A 22043-nucleotide genomic window follows, 5' to 3' on the forward strand; every position below is an offset into this window, starting at 1 on the left:
CAAATACTATTCAATCAATAAATTCTTTTAATAGAGTGTAATAACTTTTATCAGATGATATTGTATTATGACCTTTTCCTTCAATCACTTTAATCGTAAGATCATTTTGAACAAAATATTTCGCAAGTGTATAAGCATGACTTGCAGGTATGATCTTATCATCCTGTGCTATAAGCATTAGTGTCTTTTTTGCACTATTTTTTTCAACATACTCTACACTGCGATATTTATCTTTCAAAAAAAATGACATAGGGAAAATAGGATATTGTTCTTGCGCAACACTCTGAAGCGTATCAAAAGGTGTAATAAGAACCAGCTTTTCTATCTCTCTTTGTGAGGCTAGATAAACTGCAACTGCGGAACCTAAACTTCGTCCTATAGCGATGATATGCTGATGATCTTTCTTGATATTATCATAGATATATATCGCATCATTAAAAAGTCCTGCTTGCGTCGGAGTACCACTGCTTCCCCCATACCCTCTATAGTTGACCAGATAAACGGTATACTCGGGAAATTTGTCAAAAAAAACTTCTGCACTATGGGCAACTGACTCGGCATTGCCGCCAAAGTAGACAATAGCATTCTTTTTACCCTCATTTAAAGTAATGACTCTAATAGTTTCATCATCATTCATAAATATCTTTTCGGTAAATGCATGTTTCACAAGAGGAGTCGGATAGTAAATCAAACTGTTTTGAAAAAGGTAAAGCAGTAATCCAACAAGAAAATAAATCATTAAAATAGACGCAATAACAGAAAAAAACATTTTTTTCATCCTAAAAGTTCTTTTGCCTTTTTAATATCCTCTTCAATCTGGATTTTCAATGCTTCAAAACTGTCAAACTTTTTATTGACACGAATAAGATCTAAAAATTTCAGAGATACAATGTCGTGGATATTATCTATTACATGATCAAGGATATGTGTTTCAACAGCGAAATTTCCATCTGTGGTCACACGGTTTCCCAAAAAACTTACCGAATCATACCAGGTATCACCCAACTTAGTCCGTGTAGCATATACTCCTTCTAGAGGAAGTTGATAATGATCAACAGAAAGATTGAGCGTAGGAACAAAAGATTCTTTCCCAAGTCCCTGTCCGCGTATTACTTCCCCTTCAATTTCATAACATCTTCCCAGAAGTTCATTGGCCATTTTAACCCTTCCTTCTCGAAGATACTCCTTGATCGTACGGGAATGTACAGGAATTCCTTCATAGCATACCTGATCTATTATCGTTACTTCACCATCAAAAAGCTCTTTGAGCAGTGCAGCATTACCTATTTTCCCTTGTCCAAAAAGAAAATCATATCCTACGACGATCTTTTCAAGCAGTGGAAAATCCTCTAACAGCCTCGCTACAAATGCTTTCGGGGTTAAACCTTTGATCTTATCAAAGTGATAAAAGCAACAGATCTTGTCCGTATAATAACTACGCTTATACCCAGGTGTAAGATAACCGCCGTTTCTCTCAATGATCACGATCGCTTCAGCCTGAGCTACCAAAACCTGATGCCCAAGATGAAAGCCGTCAAAAGAACCAATGGCAATAGATTTGATCTGATTGGTTAAGCTCACTACTTTTGCCCCGATTTAGCATAGTGATAGAGATACTCCTGATTACCTGATTTTCCAGCTACCAGTGAAGCCGTCTGAAACTTTTGTTCCCATCCGAGATCCTCTGCATATGCTTCAAACTCCTCTTTTCTCTTACGGATCGCATCAATATCCTGTACAACACCTTTACTGTCTCGTTTTACTTCACGCCCCACTTCAAACTGAGGTTTATAAAGAATGATGATATCTTTCGTGCTTAACCTATCAATATCATCAATAATCTGCAGTATCGAGATAAAAGAGACATCACAAGTAACTACTTCAAAACCTTTTTCATCCTCAAAGTCACGGATATCTGTCTCTTCATATAAAGAGAGTCTTGCATCTCCTCTTAGTGAAATATGCAGTTGATTACTCCCAACATCTACACATGTAAGTGACCCTACTTCATTTTCAAGCAGTATCTGGGCAAACCCGCCTGTACTTGAGCCGATATCAAGTGCACGTTTCCCTTGCAGTTCCATTGGATACGTAGATAAAAAGCTCTCTAGTTTACGTGCTGCACGGCTTACATAGAATTTTTCATCTTCTACTTCTACCTGAGTTTCAGGCGAAATCTTCTGTGATGCCTTGGCTTTCTTGCCGTCTACAGTAACCTTCCCTGCTTTGATCGCATCCAATGCTCTATTACGACTCTCGAAGTAACCCTCTTCAACAAGGTATTTATCTAATCTCATCATTCTTTCTTTTTATAAAATTTTTTAACTCGGAAGTAAAATAAGGGATATTATATCATTCCAACAGATAAACCCTCGAAACGTAACTCTTTTTTATCCTCTTTTGACGTTGAAAAGTAAAACTGCAGCAAACGCAAGCAGACATCCTACTACTGTGGATAGTGCGATCTGCTCATCAAAAACGATCCAGCTTGATACGATAGCCCCGACCGGAACAATGAACATAAACACACCGGTATTATGTGCGCCTATCTTTCCTGCTGAGATAAAATACAGTGCTGTACTGAATGTCCCCGGAAACAATCCGATAAAAATCATCGTCCACCAAAATACACTATCATAGGAATCAAAATCAAATGGATGATACGGAAGGGCCAGAAGCATATTGGTAAGTCCCGCTACACCAAAAACTACTGTAGTATAAAACATAGGATGGGCTCTTTTGGATGCTTTTTGCGCAAAGATAGTGACTACTGCCCAGACAACCGCACACCCCAAAAAGTAGATACTCTCCACATTTAAAAACCCCAACCCCTCAAAAGGAACCCTAAGCAGTATCAGTGCACCCACTATCCCTAGAGTAAGCGCAGCGATCTGCCAAAAGGCTACGGCAACACCCAAAAATGCAATAGAGATAAAATAAGTTATGATCGGAGAGAGTGCCGTGACCATCGTTCCGCCGTATCCTGCCTGTCCATGCACAAGCCCTGCAAAGAAAAGATAGTTGAATGCAGCGGTCAAAAGCCCCGCAGCAATCATATAAAATAGCCCTTTTGCATCTGTCTTATACGGAATTTTCATCATCCAAATCACAGGAAGGATGCTTATAAAAGAGATGGCATAACGCCAAAAACCCGCTACCTGAGGACTCGCATGTGCTGCAGCCATCTTTCCTGCCGTCCAGGCCATACCCCATAGCAGCATTGCAACGATCATACCAATCAGATAACGTGTAGTATTTGGTGTTGTAGGCATCACAATTCCTGAATTTTTTCGCAATTATAGTGGAAAATCCAAGTATTAGATTTAATATTATGAATATTTTTTAAAGAAAACAACAGCACACAAAATAGCTATAATAAACGCTCCAAAGAATAAAAGAATTTTCGCTGGTTTCTTTGATTGTTCTTCCAGATATTCTTTTGGTGTTTTAAAAATCAGTGTTTTGGTTTTTGTTTCAAAATCATCAAAAGGAATTGAAGTCTTTGTTTGTGTATCTATTATCAAATTTTTGGGTTCATTGGACTTCCTGATAAACAATAGATTATCTTGTAATGCAAAAACAAATTTTTCAGAAAATGATTTGACATTCGTTGCTAAAATCTTTTCTCCATCCTTCAATACAGCATCATCAAAAGAATCAATCCATTCTATCGTATAACCGTTTTGTACTTCACAATACCCGCTATCAAAAAATCCGCCTGAACGTTTCCCTATCAACTGAGAGCCAAGTTGATTTATTCCAACAAATATAAAAATAAAGACGATTAAAGAAGTGAAAACTCTCAAGAATGTTTTGGAATAGCTATCTTTTTTTATCATAATTGCAATAACCGATGAAAGGAACACAAGTATAATAATCCAGAATACTATTGTGATTCCAGCACCCATAACTTATAACATTCCTCTCATTTCATCCTCTGTGAGTGTAGCTACCCCAAGACTTTCTGCTTTATCGAGTTTACTTCCCGCCTCTTCACCATATATGACAAAGTCTGTCTTCTTGCTCACAGAACCGCTTACTTTTGCACCAAGATTTTCCAGCATCTCTTTGATAGCACCTCGGCTTTCACTCATGGTGCCTGTGAGTACCACTGTTTTGCCTTTGAACGGGTTTTCTTCTGCTTCGACCTTCTTTTCCACTGTTGGCTGGATCGTCTCAAAAAGTTTTAAGACAAAATCATGGTTAACTCGCATAAACTCTAAGACCGAGTTGGCCATCTCTTCACCGATACCGTCTATTACAATGATCTGATCATATGCAGCATCGACAATACCCAGTCCAAACTCGAGTGCCAAGGCTTTGCTTGCTACTTCTCCGATATGCTCTATACCCATAGCATTGAGCAGGCGGTAAAGAGGTACCCCTTTTGTCGCCTGGATCGCATCTAAAAGATTGTTGATGCGTTTTTCTTTGAATCCTTCAAGATGTTCCAGATCCTCATATTTGATAAAGTAGAGGTCAAGGATATCTTTGATGATCCCTTCTTTTACCAACAGTTCAACGATCTTGCTTCCCAATCCATCAATATTCATACACCCTTTACGTGCAAAGTGGATGATAGAGTTGATCACACGGTCGGAGCAGTGAAGGTTCTGACATTTGATCAATGCTCCTTCATCAAGCAGTTCGCTCCCGCAGGTTGGACACTCCGTCGGACGGTTTACCGCTACTTCTGAACCGTCTCTACGGTCTTCAAGTACCTTGATGATCTTCGGGATCACATCCCCACTTCGGATAATAATGACACTGTCACCGACATGGATATCTTTACGCTCGATCTCATCAAAGTTATGCAGTGTAGCACGGCTGACCATGGCTCCTTCTATATTGACCGGTTCGATCTCTGCTACGGGGGTGACCACACCTGTACGGCCAACCTGAAGGGTAATGGCATTGATCTTTGTCACCTTCTCGATCGCCGGGAACTTGTAAGCACACATCCATTTAGGGAACTTCACGGTATAACCAAGCTCTTCTTGCTTATCCACTTCATCGACTTTGAGTACCATCCCATCCATCATCATCGGTATGTCATCACGTTTCGCGATCAACATCTGATAAAATGCCTCTATCTCTTCGATACCTTTACAATCCTGTGCAAAAGGCGGTTCTAAAAATCCTAGGGAATATACATAATCCATCTTCTGGGATAACTTACGGTGTGCAAGAGTGTTCTCTCCCAAGCCCCAAGGATAAAAGACCAATCTGCGCTTAGCTGTGATGGAGCTGTCAAGCTGTCTTAAACTTCCTGCTGCTGCATTACGAGGATTTGCAAAGAGGCTTTCCCCCTCTTCCAAACGCTCAGCATTGATCTGCTCAAAGTCATCTTTACGGATCACTACTTCCCCGCGTATCTCTATCAGTCCGTCATAATCAATCGTCAGTGGTACGGAACGGATCGTTCGGACATTATCTGTCACTTCTTCACCGATCACACCATCTCCACGTGTAATGGCGCGGATCAGTTTTCCTCCTTCATAAAGCAGGTTCATACTTGCCCCGTCAAACTTAGGTTCACAGAAGTACTCACACTCTCCTATATTCTTCTCGACACGGTCTAACCACTCTTGCACCTCTTCGTTATTAAAGACATCCTCCATACTCCACATACGTTTGATATGCTTTGCCTTGCTAAATTCATCACGTATTACGCCGCCGACACGCTTTGTCGGTGAGTCCTCAGCTACTTCATCAGGGTGTGCCGTCTCATAGTCCAACACTTCATGGTAAAGCCTGTCATACTCTTCATCACTGGCAATAGGATTATCTTCTACATAATAGGCATGAGCCCATTTTTTAAGAAGTGCTACTTTTTCTTGGTATAGTTCTTGTGTCATAGTTTATACGTTACCTTCTCTTTTTTTCCATAAAATTTTGGGTCTGTATGTAAGATATTTACATCCAAAAATGCTTTGGTTCTAGCCAGATATTCCCTTATCTTCATTTTTTGGGCTGCATAGGTATTTTTCAAATCTTTTGCGGCAAATCCTATGACTTTCTGTCCTTTGGCTTTTGCAATGTATAAAGCTCTCTCCAAATGAAATTTCTGGGAAACGATAATATAGTCTTTCAAATCAAAGATTGCTTCAGCCCTTACGATCGAATCCAGAGTTCGAAACCCGGCATAATCAAGCGTGATATACTTCTCAGGTACACCTGCTTTGATAAGATCTTCTTTCATATCTGTAGGCTCATCATATGTTTTGCTTCCGTTATCACCGGAGATAACGATCGCCTTAACCTTGCCACCTTTAAAAAGCTTTGCGGCTGCTTCTATCCGATAGTTATAAAAATAGTTTTCCCTGCCATGAAAATATTTCGATGTTCCAAGAACCAATGCAGCCTTTTTTGCCGGTATCTTAGAAAGGTCATTATAAATATATGAAGAAGTTTCATTGGTCATTGAGTCATTTAACCATAAGATACTTCCAGTCCCGCCTGCGACACTGATAGCTAGTAAGAGCAGTACCCAAATAGCTTTTTTCATGATCTCAATGCTTCCTGTACTGCCAAAGCCTGTTTGTGTTCGGCCACATCATGACAACGTACGATACTTGCACCATTTTCCACTGCTTTAAGGTGCAGTATCAACGTCCCAGGTAATCTCTCTTCAGTCGGTGTCGGAATGATCTTACTGATCATCGATTTTCTGCTTGCCCCTATCAGTACTTCACAACCAAAGTGAGTGAAATGATTCATATTTTTCAAAAGTGCGAGGTTATGTTCAAGTGATTTTCCAAAACCTATACCTACATCAAGGATGATCTGCTCACGGCTGAGTCCCATCGCTTCACATTTAGCAATACGATCTTCAAAGAAGGTGCTCACTTCAGCAGTAACATCTTCATAGTGCGGATCTTTCTGCATACTTACGGGCGTACCCTGCATATGCATTATACAAAGCTTGGCATTGTATTGGAGCGCAAGTTCAATAATCTTTTCATCAGCTGCACCGGTAATATCATTGATAAGGCCAAATCCACTTCGCAGTGAATATTCTACAACACTTGGTGTATAGCTATCTATACTAAAAAGCGCTTTTTCATAAAGCTTTTGATCATGTATCGCATCACATATCGGTTTGATGCGTTCGAGCTCTTCCTCTCCACTTACTTCCTTTGCGCCTGGTCTGGAAGAGACTGCACCTATATCGATGATGCTTGCACCGTCCGCTATCATCTTTTCACACTGGGTTACTGCATCCCCGGCAACAAATCTGCTTCCCTCGAAAAAACTGTCATCATTGGCATTAATGATCCCCATAATGCGTGTCGGAAAACTGTTGGAGGAAAGAAACTTTTTTAATTCACCTGCCAATGCCTTGAGTCCAAAAGGCTGTGCGAGTTCTTTGCGCGAGAGTATCTCGATATGCTTTTTTGTTCCAATCAAAATACAGTCATAGGTTGGTTTGTCACAAAGTATCACGCCCCCCGGAACTGCCAACTCAGCTCCGATACTCAATGCATCCTGCTTTAATATATTTGCGGCAGGGGCCTTGAGATCCTTGATATAGAAGTACATCAACTCCATCTTCTTAGCCATGATAGAGATACCCCCGCTCTCTACGCCGAGCTTATTCAGGGCAGCTTCTTTATCTGTAATTTCACCTAGTTTATAGATATTCATACTACCTAACCTCCATAAATCACACGAAGTGTGCTTTATCATGGCGAACGACCTTGCAAGCAAAGCGATTCGAGAGCCATGACGATTTTTTGCTTCGTTTTTTTTAAAAAAATGAAGAGAATAACAACACCACGTACTTAAGTACATGGCATTTCAAAAAAATATAAAACTATTTTACCGCTTTTTCTTTGCCAGTAGCTTCAAAAGTAGTGTATTGAGCACAAAGGTCGGGGGTGAACCCATATCTAGCGCCATAAAGGCATTGGAAAAGAGGTTTAGCGTTTTTTCATCAAGGTTGAACTTTCCTGAATGCATCGCTTCTTTGGAGATCTCCTCTACGATCCTTTTCATCTCTGCAGCGGCTGTACGCTTATGCTCCTGTACAAATGTATAGACAGTTTCTAAAGAAAGCTGGGAGATATCCAGTCCCAACTCCTCATTTGCAGCTGCATCACTGAGTACCTGTATCGGAAGTCGTGAACGTATCGTAGCAAGTATGGTAGCTTTGCTTGGTGTGATTAAAATGAACTCTTTATTAGGTGGAGGCTCTTCAATGACTTTGAGTAGTTTATTTTGTACTATGGGACTAAAAATACGTGCAGCAAGGATGATCACAGTAGTCTCTTCACTTGCAAGATAGGCTTTTTCTATAGCCAGTGCAGCATCTTCGACCAAGAAATTATCTTCTTTTACGATCTTGATGATACGTTCGTTACTTTGCAGTGCTTCAAGTGCTTTAATCGTCTCTTCAATCTGTGAACTGATCACTACTTGGCTAGTAAGTTCTAGTCTGCTCATAACTCTAAGTCTAAATCGCCAAATAGTGCTGCAGATAATGTCTCATCAAAAAGTCTATAAAGCTGCAGAAGTTTAATATCTAAAAGCGGATCGGAACTACGAAGATGAAAACTGTTTTGAGCTTCTTCATCCATCAACCACAAAAAATTGTCATCATTTCTAAATGCAATCTTGGTAGCAGCATGATCACCTTTTCCAATATACCAGATATAATAGCCGTTTGGATAAGAGATATCCAACATATCTTCAAGCAGTTGAATATCTTCTTTTGACTTCACCGTATGCAGATTAGGGAAACATCCGCCTAATGTATAAAAGGGTAGAAGAGGACGGTGTTTTTCAAGATCATTGACCTTTTGAAGTATATACTTACCGAACCATTGGCGTGACTCATCTGTCATCACCAATACCGTTTTACCCTCTAATATTTGAGAGACAGCACTGTTGACAAGAGGTGCCCATGCAAAACGGTGCTCTTCCATCCACGAGAAAGCACTTTCTTTCTCACGAATTGTGTCCAGTGTCCACTTTAAGAGCTGCTGCACGGGATTACTTATCTAACTCGTAAGCTTCATGAAGTGCACGGATCGCAAGCTCACCGTACTTTTCATCAATAACCATAGAGATCTTGATCTCAGATGTTGAGATCATCTGGATATTGATATTGTTCTGTGCCAATGTCGAAAATGCTTTAGCCGCAACACCAGAGTGAGACTTCATTCCTACACCTACTACAGACACTTTACATATCTTCTCATCAAAGTCCATCCCTTTGATATCATGATCAAATTTTTCGATCACTGACTTTGCATTCTCAAGTTCACTTTGCGGCACAGTAAATCCAAGGTTTGTCTCACCATCAGCTGTAGCCATGTTTTGAATGATCATATCAACGTTAATGTTGTTATTTGCAAGCATTGTAAAAATCTCTGCTGCAATTCCAGGCTTATCTGACACTCCCCTAAGTGTAACTCTAGCCTGATTTCTATCCAATACAACACCGCTTACCAAAACTGCTTCCATATTTTCACTCTCCTCTGTTATCAATGTACCTTCATTGTCACTAAAACTGCTTTTTGCATAAAGTTTGACATGTAATTTTTTTGCCAATTCAACCGAACGGTTCTGTAGAACCTTCGCACCGAGACTTGACATCTCAAGCATCTCATCATAAGAGATCGTATCAAGCTTTTTAGCTCTTGGTTCTATACGCGGATCTGTAGTATAGATACCATCCACATCCGAATAGATCTCACACTGGTCCGCACCGATCGCTCCGGCAATCGCTACTGCTGAAAGATCTGATCCTCCACGCCCGAGTGTTGATACATTACCTTCTTTCGTGATCCCTTGGAACCCTGCAACGATCACGATCTTTCCTTCAGCAATCGCATCTTTCATCGGCTTAGGGTCGATCTCTTCAATACGTGCGTAGGTGTGGACATCATCAGTCACGATCCCAGCCTGCCTTCCCGTCATTGCAACAGAATCATAACCTTTAGACTGAAGAGCTATCGAAAGAAGTGCCGCAGTCACTCTCTCTCCTGAACTTAACAGCATATCCATCTCTTTTTTAGCAGGATTGCTGCTGAAGTGTTCTGCATATCCTACAAGCTTGTTGGTCTCACCGCTCATTGCCGAGACAACTACTACAAGATCATGTCCTTCTTCACGTGCCTTAATTACACGGGACGCAACATTTTCAATACGGTCCAAACCGCCTACACTAGTTCCACCATACTTATGGACGATTAACATCTTTTACCTTTTTTCAAATTTTAAATTAAACCTTCATCTTTAAAGTAGTCGATCACTTTGCGATAGACTTTACGTTTAAAATAGGTCACTTTCTTAAATACATCTTCATACGCAACAAAGTCATACTCTTCAAACTCCGGGATATCATATGCATTCAGATCGATTGTTGCACCTTCTTTCAGACGCACCAAAAAATATTTCTGGGTCTGTCCGTCATATGGGTAGATTTTACTGCTTCTCGCTGAACCCGGGAAGTCATAGGTAATCCACTCGGGAAACTCTCCCAATACCTCAACTTCTGCACACCCTATCTCTTCAAGTAACTCCCTATGTAAGGCTTCATACGGTGTCTCTCCGTCATCGATACCTCCCTGGGGAAATTGCCAAACATTTTTGACATCACTTCGATGTGCGATAAAAAATTCGCACTTATCTGGATAATTTGAGGAGAGTATGACTGCTGCAACATTTGGGCGATAACGCTTTTTTGTTTGCATCTTCTCTTCCACAACTTAACTAAAGTAATTTTTTCTGATAAAATTTTATCTAAAATAGAGTTATATTCAGTTTTGAAAAGACTCCAAAAGGTGTAAATTTGCTTGCTTATCTTCATATCCCCTACTGTGACTCCAAATGTCACTACTGTAGTTTCAACTCCTACGTGGATAAATTTGATACGCGTAAAGCATATATGCAAGCCCTTAAAAGACAACTGGAATTTGAACTCGAACGCTTTGAAGTAAAAAAAGGTTCAATCGAAACACTCTTCATAGGTGGCGGTACGCCTTCTACCGTTGCACCTAAACTCTATGAACCGATCTTTGCATTGTTGAAGCCTTATTTGCAACAAGATGCTGAGATCACTACTGAAGCCAATCCCAATTCCGCTACAACTTCATGGATAGAAGGGATGAAAGCACTGGGAGTCAACCGCATCAGCTTTGGCGTACAAAGCTTCGATGAAAAAAAACTTGAGGCATTGGGCCGTGCGCATAACCCAATACAGGCAAAAGAGGCTATCATCCGGGCACATGATGCGGGGATCGAGCATATCTCACTTGATCTGATCTACAATTACCGAAACGATACGAAAACATTGCTTCACTCAGATATAGATCAAGCCTTCGAACTACCTATCGATCATATCTCAGCTTATGAACTTACGATCGAAGACGGCACCAAGTTCACACAAACACCTGAGGTCAGACAAGAGAATGAATTACTGGCTTTTTATGTTGCCGATGAGATCAGAAAACGAGGTTTTGAGCATTATGAGATCTCAAACTTTGGACATTATCAAAGCAAACATAACAAAGGTTACTGGGAACTCAAAGACTATATCGGTGCAGGGGCAGGGGCAGTAGGTTTTCTCAAAGAACGCCGCTTTTATCCGCAAAATGATATTCAAGCCTATATCAGCGACCCTTTAAAGATCATTGAAGAAGCACTAAATTCTGATGATCTGCTCACTGAAAGGCTTTTCCTGGGGTTGCGAAGCAACATCGGTATAGAGAGCAACATATTGAATGAATCGATGAAAACAAAAGCAAATACCCTTGTAGAGGAAAATAAGTTACGCAAAGAAGGGTCGCGTTACTTCAATGAAAATTACTTTTTGAGTGATGAATTGGCACTCTATATTTTAGGATAATTGGTTAAAATACAGCAATTAAATAAGAAGGCATTTTATGTTTGGAATCGGATTTACTGAGTTAGTCCTTATCGCTATCGTTGCTATCCTCTTTTTGGGGCCAGACAAGCTACCTCAAGCGATGGTGGAAATAGCAAAATTTATCAAAAGTGTAAAACAGACTGTAGGTGAAGCAAAAAGTTCACTCGAAGAAGAGATCAAGATCGCTGATCTCAAAGAAGAAGCGATGAATTACAAAAAGCAGCTTACGGATGTTTCAGATGAACTCAAAGGTTTTAAAAACCTGAATCTGGATGATCTTGACAGTGATTTTAGTGCCGGTAAAGACTCATCAGATATGACAGCTGCACAAAAACATAGGCAACAAGTTGAAGAACAAGCAAAGAACGCTGCTTCAAAGAGTGATGAAACAATCGCTACACAGGTAGAACCAAAACAAGAACATAGCCAGATCAAAACAAAACCAAAGAAAAAACCGGACCCTTATGCACAGGCAGATAGAACACCTAAAGGTTCTGAAGTTGAAGAGAAAGACAATAAAAGCGAGGATGCTTAATGTTTGAAGATCTTCGTCCTCATTTAGTTGAACTCCGAAAACGCCTCGGGCTTTCTGTTATCTCGGTTTTTATTATGTTTGCGATCGCATTTACTTTCCACCAGTACATTCTTGCCTGGGTGACGCAGCCGCTCAACGATGCACTTACGCAAGTAGGTCTGATCATTGAAAATAAAGGTACGGCACACTGGAAGATACAACAAGATGAAAATACTACTGAAATAACTGTAAAAAAACCGGAATATCAGTCAAACAGTGCCCAGTCTTATGCATATGAAGCCTCTCAATCAGCACAGAAGCTTCACGATAATCTAAGCCAGGCTTCTGATGTTGCAGTCAAGCAAAGCAACCCTGAACTTGCTTCACTCCTTAAAGAGGCAGCTACTTCAGCTAAAACAACAGCTGAAGCAACATCCAAACTCATCACCCTTTTGGATGATGTTAACCACTCAGTAGAAAATGCTTCCAAGAAGACTTTTGAAGGTATGGTAACAACACACCAGATCGGAGGGGTTTTCTTTGTAGCACTTAAGGTCTCTTTCTTTGCCGCACTGCTTGGTGCGCTGCCGTTTATACTTTATCAGCTTTGGCTCTTTGTCTCTCCAGGACTCTATGCCAATGAGAAGAAGATGATCATTCCGTTTGTCGTAGGCGGGTCGATCATGTTCTTTATCGGTGTGCTCTTTGCCTACTACGTAGTTACTCCGTTTGGATTCCAATTCCTGATCACCTTTGGTTCATTCCTTTATACACCACTGATCAATATTGAGGATTATGTTGGATTCTTTGCCAAAATTATGATGGGATTCGGTATTGCATTTGAGCTGCCTGTATTTGCCTACTTCCTGGCATTGCTGGGTCTTGTAACAGACAAATCACTCAAAGACTTTTTCAAATACGCAATCCTTATCATCTTTGTACTCGCAGCCCTTCTTACCCCGCCGGATGTACTCACACAACTTCTGATGGCATTCCCGCTTATCCTTCTTTATGGTATCTCTATTCTTATCGTACGTATGGTCAACCCGTATAAAGAGGATGAAGATGAGGAAGAAGTGATAGAAGCTAAGGATAGTTAAACCTTGGCAACGTCAGCTGAACTCATTACCGAAAATTATGACTATGAACTCCCAACGGAGCTCATAGCCTCTACGCCAGTCTATCCAAGAGATAGTGCCAAGCTTCTAGTCTATGACCGTAAAAGCGACACTATCACCCATACCACATTTGCACATCTTTTAGAGTACGTACCAAACGAGTGCGATGTGTTTTTGAATGATACCCGTGTAATCAAAGCACGTATTTTTGGGCATAAGGAGAAGATAGGTGGACAGGGTGGAGGTAAAGTAGAACTCCTCTTCAACAAATCACTCGATGCTTACCGGTCTTTAGTATTGATCCGCGGAAAAATAACGATAGGGATGAAACTGTACTTTGAAGAAGGATTGGTTGCAACGGTTGAGGAGCTCCACGACGATGGAAGCCGTACGGTCACGTTTACACAAGATCAGTCCCCTCTTCGTTTTGAAGAGCTTGTCATGCTTCTTGATAAAATCGGACACCTGCCTCTACCACCTTACATGCAACGTGAAGACAACAAAGATGATGAGAGAGATTATCAGACCCTCTTTGCACAGCATGCCGGTGCAGTTGCAGCCCCTACGGCATCTCTACACTTTACCCCTGAACTCTTTGAAAAGATGCGAATTAGGCATAAAACACATAAAATCACACTGCATGTAGGTGCAGGCACATTTAAACCTGTTGAGAGTGATAATATCCTCGATCATCCAATGCACTCAGAGTTCTTTTATATCAGTGATGAAGCAGCCAAAGTACTAGATAGCGATAGACCTATTCTGGCAATAGGTACCACAGTAACACGTACGGTGGAGTATTATGTACGCACCGGTAAAAAAGAAGGAGAATGTGATCTTTTCCTAAACCCCCACAACCCACCGCAACGTGTTACACATCTGCTTACAAACTTCCATTTACCTAAAAGTACACTCATTATGCTTGTTTCATCTTTTATTGGAAGAGAAAAAACGTTACAATTGTATAAAGAGGCAGTAGAGAAGAAATATAGATTTTTCTCATATGGGGATGCAATGTTAATTTTATAGAGGTGTAAAATGAAACAGTTTTCAACACTACTTTTTACAATGCTCTTGTTGGCTGGATGTGCGCAGAAAAAACCCTACACATACCCCAACTACGATATCATCAAACCTGAAGTCACTTGTAAACCAAATCGTTACAATATCCAGACCCTGTTAGGATTCTATCTTGATAAACCGTATGTATGGGCTGAAGAAGGACCTGATGCATTTGATTGTTCAGGTCTTACCTACAATATCTATGGTCAAATGGGAGTTGAAATCCCGCGTGTCGCAAGAGAACAGGCAAAAGTAGGGAAAACCATACCGTTCAAAGATCTGCAAGAAGGCGACCTTATCTTCTTTGGTTCAACCAATAAACGAAGTAAATACATTTCACATGTAGGTATCTATCTGGGGGATGGCTGGTTTGCACATGCAAGCAGTAAAGATCGTAAAGTCACTGTTACACAATTTAGTGAAGAACCGAGGTACCTAAAGCGTATGAAGTTATGTAAACGTTATCTTAGTGAAGATGAGACAAAACTCTATATGACCTGTGATGCACCGCTTGAAAAAATGCAAGTGACAAGTACACGCTACACCACACCATGGAAAACAGGGATGAAACTTCCTAAAAAAGCCGTTCCCCATTAAGTATTAAAATGGCAAAAGTTTCACCCAATATTCCTTGCCCGTGCGGAAGTCAGAAAAAATATAAAAAGTGTTGTGCAATCTATCATAAAGGAGCACTTGCGCAAGATGCTTTGAGTTTGATGAAATCACGCTATAGTGCTTTTGCCACAGGTGATGCTGACTATATCATCAAAACTACTCATCCGGAAAATCCTGACTATACTTTAGATCGTAAATCATGGAAAAATGATATTGACCTTTTTAGTAAACATACAGAGTTCCTGGGATTAAAAATCATAGAGTTTGTCGATGGAGAAGAAGAGGCCTATGTTGCTTTTGAAGCTTCTCTCTCCAGCGGACCACTGATAGAGAAAAGCCGTTTTCTAAAGCGTGAAGGAAGATGGTTATACGTGGATGGACTGATCTCCTGATCACTCCATCATGTCTTTTGTAAAGAGATATGCTTCAATTGCACGTTTTACTTTTGAAAGCTCTTTGGCATACTTTTCAACATAACCTGGAAGCAGATCCTGTTTGTTGAAAAGAATATACTTGTAAACCTCATTGACAAGATCATGAAGACCTGCTGCACCAATTGTACCTGAAAGACCGCGCATATCAACACAGAGCATTTTAATCTGTTCATAACGTTTCTCATGCACCAGCTTCTCAAATGTTTTATCACTCTCCCCATACGCTTCGACGAATTCTCTGATAAGTTCTATATAAAGCGCTTCATTACTATTTGTATGTGTGATACCTTTTTCTATATTCAATCCCTCAAAGACTGCTTCTCTTTCTTTTTTCTCTTCGTCTTTAGCCTCTTCTATCGCCTTGTTAGAAATAAACATAGACATTGCCTGATAGAGTTTACCTACATTCAGTGGTTTAGCTAAAAATGCATTGACCCCGCAGCTAAACATTTTCTGCTTTTCACTCTCCAGGATCAATGCTGTGAAGGCTACGATCGGAACGGCATCAAATTTTCTCTCTGCACGTATCACCTGTGTAGCACTAAATCCATCCATCACAGGCATATTGATATCCATCAAGATAAAATCAAATTTCACTTTTCCTGACTTAACTATCTCGACAGCCTGCTGACCGTCACATGCAAGTGAAATTTTGATGCCAGAATTAGAGAATAGATTTGTAAGAACCTTCTGGTTGATAAGGTTGTCATCTACAATCAAAACTTGTTTACCCGCAAACTCAGCAAAGCTCTCCTGGGTAATCCCTTTAGCTTCTACTATATCAGATTTGTATACTTTTGCTTTTGGTAAATGTTCACCTTCCTCTTCACCGATATGATCTTCAAGAAGTACCTTGGATACCCCCATATCATAAAGGCTGATGATCAGTTCAAATACCCTCTCCTGGTTAACCGGTTTAAAGAGATGTGCATCGATCAATCCATCATGGTAAACACTCTCTTTAATATTTAAGAGATTATTAAGGGCAATGATTTTTACCTCGTTGTTGTCTTCTTTGATCTCTTGCAGATGCCTAAGAACGTTGCCACTAAAGAGCGACTCTTTGAGTATGATAATATCATAATCATTCATCTTTGGCATAGCGTATTCAAAATCCTCTTTTTTGATCACTCTTACATCATGTCTAAAGTAAGCAAACATTTTTTTGATTGCCAGTGCGGAGTTAAAGTTGGAATCAACAATTAAGACTTTCTTTTCAATCAGTGATTTATCCGGCAAACGGTATCTTCTTCTATTTTCCGGGTCTACAAGCTTCATTGGAAGATCAAGGATAAATGTCGTCCCCTTACCTGCCAAGCTCTCCACATGAAGAGAACCGCCCATAAGTTCAGCTAGTGATTTGGCGATAAAAAGCCCCAGTCTTACATATGTCCCCTCTTCTTCATTATAATATGGAACAAAGAGGGACTCTGATTCACCTGCAGGGATACCCGGTCCGGTATCTCTCAATCTGAACTGAAGATCTATCATATCCTCATAGTTGTTGAACATGGAGACTTCAAGTTTCAGCTCTTCATCAGTGAGATTAGAGAACATATACTCAAACAGATTGGTTAAAATACGGCCAATATACAAAGAGTCACCTATCAAATGACGTGGAACATTGTTATTCACATCAAATATCAGTTCTATTTCCTTACCTGCATGCTTCGTACCAAGCAATCCAGATACCTCATTCAGAACATTGTTAAAATTGAAAGGTTTATTATTAATCTCAATTTTTTTGGACTTGAGGCGTAAAAAATAGATCAAATCGTTAGTAACCCCTAAGAGTTGATCTTCTATATCACCCATCAACTGCTCTTTTTCCAGAGATGAGCTGATATTGTTTTCAATGATTGCTTGACTTTTTTTCAGCGCTTGTTGCGCAGCGTCATGAATGTTTTCACTCATATTCGTAAGAATCTGATTTTGTTTCTCTTCCATTTCAAGCTGTTTGGCTAACATATTCTCATGGAACTTGCGAAGCTTTGCTATTTGTCTAGAAGCAAAAAAAAGTATTCCCGTCGCTACAAGTGCTACGATTAAAATCACTGTCCAAATACTCACTGTTTCAAAGCTGTTATCTTTCTCTGCTGCTTCCAGGAATGATATTGCTACACTACCGAGTAACCAAATAAATCTTCCCATTTAAAACTCCTTTCAGGTATTCTATCATAAGCAGATTTATATAGCCATATCTTTAAACCAATATTTATTCTATAACACAATATTTCCACAAACTTATCTTATGATGTACTCATCTTACTTAGAAAGGACTATTTATGAAAAAGTACCGCTTTATATGGTTTATGCTTATCGCAACACTGACAATCAGTACAGTTTTACAGGCAAAAGAGTTTGGTCATACGGCAAATATCGATAATGAAGCACCTATGGACCAACATCGCATACAAAGTCTGGATAGAAAAATGGGGAAACATCAGACCATTAAAAAAGATTTTAGAAATCAAAAAGAATTTTTATATCGGCAGCGTTATCAAGAACAACATAAACATAGAGCCATACTACCTTTTTCTTCATATACATTCAAACAACGCGGGTACCCTTATAGCAAACGCGGATGGGAACTTGCATACCTGTATGATAGAGCATCCTTTTATGATAGATTTGGTTATCACTATGGATACTTTAACCGTCACGGATTTTATTTTGAAGGCGAGTTTTACCGTTATGACCGATGGTATAGTTACTATGACCGTGTTAAAGGCAAAGGAATTTTCGGCCAACAATTCTATATGCCTGCAAACTATCGTTATTACGGTTTTGATCCCATGCCATACAGGTGACACAGTTTCATAAAAGCTTTGGGTATAATTTCTCCTATGAAATTAGCCAGTATAGATGTAGGACTTAAACGTATCGGTGTAGCGATCTGCCTGGATGGTAAGATCGTTTTGCCGCAAGAGGCGATCCTAAGAAAAAACCGTAACCAAGCTGCAAAGGATATCAAACACTTTTTAGAAGAGTGGGAGATAGAAAAACTGATCGTGGGCCTTCCAAAAGGCGGTTCAGCAGAAGAAGAGATGGAACGCCGGATCAAACACTTTGTCTCTTTGCTTGATCTGAATATCCAGATAGATTACCAGGATGAACAGGGATCCAGCTTTGAAGCCAAAGAGATGACGAAAGGTGACTTCAGGCATAAAAGAGACGGTCGTCTTGATTCAATGGCAGCAAAGATTATTTTAGAGAGATACCTGGGAGTATAACCTCGATCATTCATAACGCAATGCATCAATAGGATTCATCTGGGCTGCTTTTCGGGCAGGAATGATCCCAAAAATAATTCCGATCAACATCGAAAAGATCAATGCGATCACCGTAATGGACGGATCGATGACAAGTACAATATCAAGCCATTTTGCCACACCGAAAGTGATCAGCATACCTGAGAGTATCCCCACAACACCTCCCAGACCGGAAAGTACGATAGACTCGATAAGAAACTGTATCAAAATATCTTTTGCCATAGCTCCCACAGCCATACGGATACCGATCTCACGCGTACGTTCTGTCACAGAAACCAACATAATGTTCATGATCCCTATCCCCCCGACAACTAGAGAAATCGCAGCTACTGCTCCCAACATCACAGTCAGTACCGTTGTAACCTGAGAAATCGTATCGAGAAGGGCCGTCATACTTCGAACCTGAAAATCATCCTCTTCATTCTTTTCAATGTGCCTACGTTCCCTTAACACCCTTTCGATCTGTACTCTTGCTTCCTCCAAAGGAACGTTTTCCTTTACTTCTGCCATCATAAGGTGTATATTGTCACTTCCCCCTATACGCCGTTGGAACAAAGTAAAGGGTACTAATACCACATCATCTTGATCGTGTCCAAATGTATTTGCACCTTTAATCTCAAGGACGCCTATCACGCTACATGAAAAGTTTTTCAAACGTATTTTTTGACCTATCATAGATTTGGGGGTTGCAGAGAGATTATCTATGACAGTCTGTCCCAAGATACATACATTCTGACCTCTTCTAAGTTCATTTTGTTCAAATTCCCTTCCTGCCTGCATCTTCCAGTTTTGAATCTGAAAATACTCATTTTCCACACCCCTGATGTTGGTACGGTAATTTTGTTCTTTATAGACCACTGTCATGGAACCCGACTCTACAGGTGAAATGGCATTGAGTGCATAGATAGATGATCGAAGTGTTTCAAGGTCCTTCTTTTTAAAAGGTTTTTCTACTGCACCTCTGCTCCCAGGACCTCTACGCTGTCCGGGCATGATATAGAGTGTATTGCTACCTAACTGTTCTACGCTCTGGGTGATTGATTGACTGGCACCTTTACCTATATTGACCATCGCTATTACCGAAGCAATGCCGATAACGATACCCACCGCAGTAAGCAAAGAACGCATAAGATTTCGTCTGATCTCACGCAATGCCTGTAAAAATGCATTACGAAACATGCTTAACCTCTTTTTCGATCACACCGTCTCTCAGATAGATCGTCCTTGAAGCATAGGCTGCAATATCATCTTCATGTGTCACCATGATCACAGTGATACCCTGTTGGTTAAAAGTTCTGATCAACTCCATGATCTCATGACCGCGTTTAGTATCCAGATTACCCGTAGGCTCATCAGCGATCAGTATCTTGGGACGAGTTACCATAGCCCTGGCGATTGCAACACGCTGCTGCTGTCCTCCGGAAAGCTGACCGGGGTCATAATAGAGCCTGTCTTCCAGTCCTACATCCTTCAGTGCTTCCGCTGCCATACGCTTGCGTTCTTTACTGTCGATCCCCTGGTAGATCAAGGGCATTTCTACATTCTCAAGCGAATTTGTTTTTTTTAGAAGATTGTATCCCTGAAATATAAATCCCAAAATATATCTTCTAAAGAGTGCCCGCTGATCAGAGCTTAATGAACCGATCTGGGTATCTAAGAAAATATACTCTCCGCTGCTTGGGACATCCAAAGTACCCAGAATGTTTAGGAGTGTTGATTTCCCGCTTCCGCTAGGCCCCATTATAGCGACAAATTCACCCTCCTCTATCTCTAAATTGATATCATGCAGTACGGTTGTTGCAGCATCACCGCTTCCGTAGACTTTACTGATATTTCTCAGTGAGATCATTTTGCTTTTTCCTGGTTGATGATGATCTTCTGCCCTTCTTGAAGTTCATTTGTCTCTATTGCACTTAAAGGACCGTTATTCCCCATTACTTTGACATAGACTTTTTTAGGCATACTGCCCTCAAGTATCCAGACATGGGGCGTTGGATCAACCACTATCTTTTCATCTCTTTCACCACCGAAAAAGGATCTTGATTGCGGCTTGACAGGAATAAAAAGCAAAGCAGCCCGTTTGACCACAAAAGCATCTTTGAGCGTTTTGGTTACGATATCTGCATCCACACTCATTCCCGGTTTAAGCAATAGATCCTTATTGTCCACTTCCATAATTGCTTTATAGGTAACGACACTTTCAAGCACTTCTGAATTGATTCTTACCTGGCGGATCGTTGCGCTAAAGTTGATATCAGGATATGCATCCACACTGAAACTGGCTTTTTGCCCGGCTTTGATCTTCCCGATATCAGCTTCATCGATACTGATCTGTAGTTCCATCTTTCTTAGATCTTTTGCGATACTAAACAGTACGGGGGTTTGAAATGTCGCTGCCACGGTTTGTCCCGGATCGACATTTCTTACCAAAATAGTTCCATCAATAGGCGAATAGATTTTCGTGCGTTCCAGATCATACTGTGCAGCTTTCAAAGCGTGGGTAGCTTGTTCTATCTGTGCTTGGGCATTAGCGATTTGTGCTTTAGTCAAAAGATAATTTGCCCACTCTCTGTCCCAGTCACTCTGAGTAGGTAAAGTCCCATTGGAAGATATTTTAAGTTTTTTATATCGCTCTACCGTTGTGTCAGATTCATAGTATTGTGCCTGGGCACTCTCCAAAGCCGCCTTGGATATTTGAAGTGCGGCTTTGGCTTTATCGTAGGCACTTTGATACTTGGTCGTATCCAGACTTGCCAACAGTTGTCCTTTTTTTACCTCGTCATTATAATCTACATATACCTTTTCAATAGTTCCCGAAACCTCGGTACCCACATCTACACTTTCCAGTGGCTGTATATACCCGCTGGCTGACACGGTAAGAGAAAGATCACTTTTTTTCAATGTTTCTGTGACATAACGATACTCCATCCCCTGTGAACCTCGTGTAAAAAAGAGATAAACGGCTATGAGTATCACACCAATGAAAAATATCGTCCATAAGCGCCATTTAAGCGTATTTTTTTGATAGTTAATGATCTTTTGCATCTCTTCCATTCGGCAACCTTGTGGATATCTGTGTCACTATATACGGCACTGTTTACATTATTCTAACAGAGCTTCGTTATAATGTCAATCCAAGAAATATACCACCTA

At 40.5% G+C, this 22043-nt stretch carries 24 protein-coding genes; 8 read left to right on the forward strand and 16 right to left on the reverse strand.

All coding sequences use genetic code 11. From position 1 onward, the window contains the following. Positions 1-10: 10 nt before the first annotated feature. The 12 genes from PGH07_RS10910 to PGH07_RS10965 all read right to left on the reverse strand — a co-directional run bounded on the left by PGH07_RS10910 (position 11) and on the right by PGH07_RS10965 (position 10700). Positions 11-778 (reverse strand): alpha/beta hydrolase, encoded by a 768-nt coding sequence (locus PGH07_RS10910; protein WP_289414527.1) that lies wholly within the window; start codon positions 776-778, stop codon positions 11-13. Beyond that, positions 775-1581: a bifunctional riboflavin kinase/FAD synthetase gene (locus tag PGH07_RS10915; RefSeq protein ID WP_289414528.1), complete on the reverse strand. Its 807-nt coding sequence runs from the start codon at positions 1579-1581 to the stop codon at positions 775-777. The genes PGH07_RS10910 and PGH07_RS10915 overlap by 4 nt, the downstream gene beginning before the upstream one ends. Further along, a complete protein-coding gene (gene tlyA / locus PGH07_RS10920; protein WP_289414529.1) occupies positions 1581-2297 on the reverse strand; it encodes a 23S rRNA (cytidine-2'-O)-methyltransferase TlyA in 717 nt (238 codons plus the stop codon). Before tlyA ends, PGH07_RS10915 begins: the two co-directional genes overlap by 1 nt. 93 nt (positions 2298-2390) lie before the next feature. After that, a complete protein-coding gene (locus PGH07_RS10925; protein ID WP_289414530.1) occupies positions 2391-3272 on the reverse strand; it encodes a DMT family transporter in 882 nt (293 codons plus the stop codon). 57 nt (positions 3273-3329) lie between these two features. Beyond that, a complete protein-coding gene (locus PGH07_RS10930; RefSeq protein WP_289414531.1) occupies positions 3330-3908 on the reverse strand; it encodes a hypothetical protein in 579 nt (192 codons plus the stop codon). Between the two features lie 3 nt (positions 3909-3911). Further along, positions 3912-5858, reverse strand: a complete 1947-nt coding sequence (gene ligA, locus PGH07_RS10935; RefSeq protein WP_289414532.1) for an NAD-dependent DNA ligase LigA — start codon at positions 5856-5858, stop codon at positions 3912-3914. Beyond that, the gene (locus PGH07_RS10940) at positions 5855-6508 is read right to left on the reverse strand and encodes a SanA/YdcF family protein (RefSeq protein WP_289414533.1); all 654 of its coding nucleotides are present in this window, start codon (positions 6506-6508) and stop codon (positions 5855-5857) included. Before PGH07_RS10940 ends, ligA begins: the two co-directional genes overlap by 4 nt. After that, complete coding sequence (gene folP, locus PGH07_RS10945; RefSeq protein ID WP_289414534.1) at positions 6505-7647, reverse strand: dihydropteroate synthase; 1143 nt, start codon at positions 7645-7647, stop codon at positions 6505-6507. Before folP ends, PGH07_RS10940 begins: the two co-directional genes overlap by 4 nt. 174 nt (positions 7648-7821) lie before the next feature. Continuing rightward, on the reverse strand, positions 7822-8445 hold the full coding sequence (locus PGH07_RS10950; RefSeq protein WP_289414535.1) for a DNA polymerase III subunit delta': 624 nt from the start codon (positions 8443-8445) through the stop codon (positions 7822-7824). Continuing rightward, positions 8442-8990 (reverse strand): HobA family DNA replication regulator, encoded by a 549-nt coding sequence (locus PGH07_RS10955; protein ID WP_289414536.1) that lies wholly within the window; start codon positions 8988-8990, stop codon positions 8442-8444. Before PGH07_RS10955 ends, PGH07_RS10950 begins: the two co-directional genes overlap by 4 nt. Positions 8991-8994: 4 nt before the next feature. Next, the gene (locus PGH07_RS10960; protein ID WP_289414537.1) at positions 8995-10203 is read right to left on the reverse strand and encodes an aspartate kinase; all 1209 of its coding nucleotides are present in this window, start codon (positions 10201-10203) and stop codon (positions 8995-8997) included. Positions 10204-10223: 20 nt separating this feature from the next. Further along, complete coding sequence (locus tag PGH07_RS10965) at positions 10224-10700, reverse strand: RNA pyrophosphohydrolase (protein ID WP_289414538.1); 477 nt, start codon at positions 10698-10700, stop codon at positions 10224-10226. 98 nt (positions 10701-10798) lie between these two features. On the opposite strand from PGH07_RS10965, the gene hemW reads away from it, so the two are divergent. From hemW to PGH07_RS10995, 6 genes are read left to right on the forward strand one after another with little or no spacing between them, the layout of a single operon-like run. Beyond that, the gene (gene hemW, locus PGH07_RS10970) at positions 10799-11854 is read left to right on the forward strand and encodes a radical SAM family heme chaperone HemW (RefSeq protein WP_289414539.1); all 1056 of its coding nucleotides are present in this window, start codon (positions 10799-10801) and stop codon (positions 11852-11854) included. Positions 11855-11891: 37 nt separating this feature from the next. After that, the gene (gene tatB, locus PGH07_RS10975) at positions 11892-12410 is read left to right on the forward strand and encodes a Sec-independent protein translocase protein TatB (protein WP_289414540.1); all 519 of its coding nucleotides are present in this window, start codon (positions 11892-11894) and stop codon (positions 12408-12410) included. Further along, the gene (gene tatC / locus PGH07_RS10980) at positions 12410-13489 is read left to right on the forward strand and encodes a twin-arginine translocase subunit TatC (RefSeq protein WP_289414541.1); all 1080 of its coding nucleotides are present in this window, start codon (positions 12410-12412) and stop codon (positions 13487-13489) included. Before tatB ends, tatC begins: the two co-directional genes overlap by 1 nt. 3 nt (positions 13490-13492) lie before the next feature. After that, positions 13493-14536 carry a tRNA preQ1(34) S-adenosylmethionine ribosyltransferase-isomerase QueA gene (gene queA, locus PGH07_RS10985; protein ID WP_289414542.1) on the forward strand — a complete coding sequence of 348 codons (1044 nt, stop codon included), beginning with the start codon at positions 13493-13495 and terminating at the stop codon, positions 14534-14536. A 9-nt stretch (positions 14537-14545) separates the two neighbouring features. Continuing rightward, complete coding sequence (locus PGH07_RS10990; protein WP_289414543.1) at positions 14546-15166, forward strand: C40 family peptidase; 621 nt, start codon at positions 14546-14548, stop codon at positions 15164-15166. An 8-nt stretch (positions 15167-15174) separates the two neighbouring features. Next, complete coding sequence (locus tag PGH07_RS10995; RefSeq protein WP_289414544.1) at positions 15175-15576, forward strand: YchJ family protein; 402 nt, start codon at positions 15175-15177, stop codon at positions 15574-15576. Here the strand turns inward: PGH07_RS10995 and PGH07_RS11000 are convergent, their stop codons facing one another. Beyond that, entirely contained in the window at positions 15577-17769 is a 2193-nt protein-coding gene (locus tag PGH07_RS11000) for a response regulator (protein ID WP_289414545.1), read from the reverse strand. A 134-nt stretch (positions 17770-17903) separates the two neighbouring features. On the opposite strand from PGH07_RS11000, the gene PGH07_RS11005 reads away from it, so the two are divergent. Together PGH07_RS11005 and ruvX are read left to right on the forward strand one after the other, a co-directional pair. Beyond that, positions 17904-18428, forward strand: a complete 525-nt coding sequence (locus tag PGH07_RS11005; protein ID WP_289414546.1) for a hypothetical protein — start codon at positions 17904-17906, stop codon at positions 18426-18428. A gap of 36 nt (positions 18429-18464) precedes the next feature. Then, a complete protein-coding gene (gene ruvX / locus PGH07_RS11010) occupies positions 18465-18851 on the forward strand; it encodes a Holliday junction resolvase RuvX (protein ID WP_289414547.1) in 387 nt (128 codons plus the stop codon). Positions 18852-18857: 6 nt separating this feature from the next. On the opposite strand, the gene PGH07_RS11015 is transcribed toward ruvX, so the two are convergent. The 3 genes from PGH07_RS11015 to PGH07_RS11025 are packed head-to-tail and all read right to left on the reverse strand — an operon-like array spanning position 18858 to position 21944. Next, a complete protein-coding gene (locus tag PGH07_RS11015; protein ID WP_289414548.1) occupies positions 18858-20069 on the reverse strand; it encodes an ABC transporter permease in 1212 nt (403 codons plus the stop codon). Beyond that, positions 20059-20739, reverse strand: coding sequence for an ABC transporter ATP-binding protein (locus PGH07_RS11020; RefSeq protein WP_289414549.1), 681 nt, complete (start codon positions 20737-20739; stop codon positions 20059-20061). Before PGH07_RS11020 ends, PGH07_RS11015 begins: the two co-directional genes overlap by 11 nt. Beyond that, a complete protein-coding gene (locus PGH07_RS11025; protein ID WP_289414550.1) occupies positions 20736-21944 on the reverse strand; it encodes an efflux RND transporter periplasmic adaptor subunit in 1209 nt (402 codons plus the stop codon). Before PGH07_RS11025 ends, PGH07_RS11020 begins: the two co-directional genes overlap by 4 nt. Positions 21945-22043: the final 99 nt, after the last annotated feature.

Origin of the sequence: Sulfurovum zhangzhouensis (genome assembly GCF_030347965.1) — a bacterium.
GTDB classification, from domain to species: Bacteria; Campylobacterota; Campylobacteria; order Campylobacterales; family Sulfurovaceae; genus Sulfurovum; species Sulfurovum zhangzhouensis.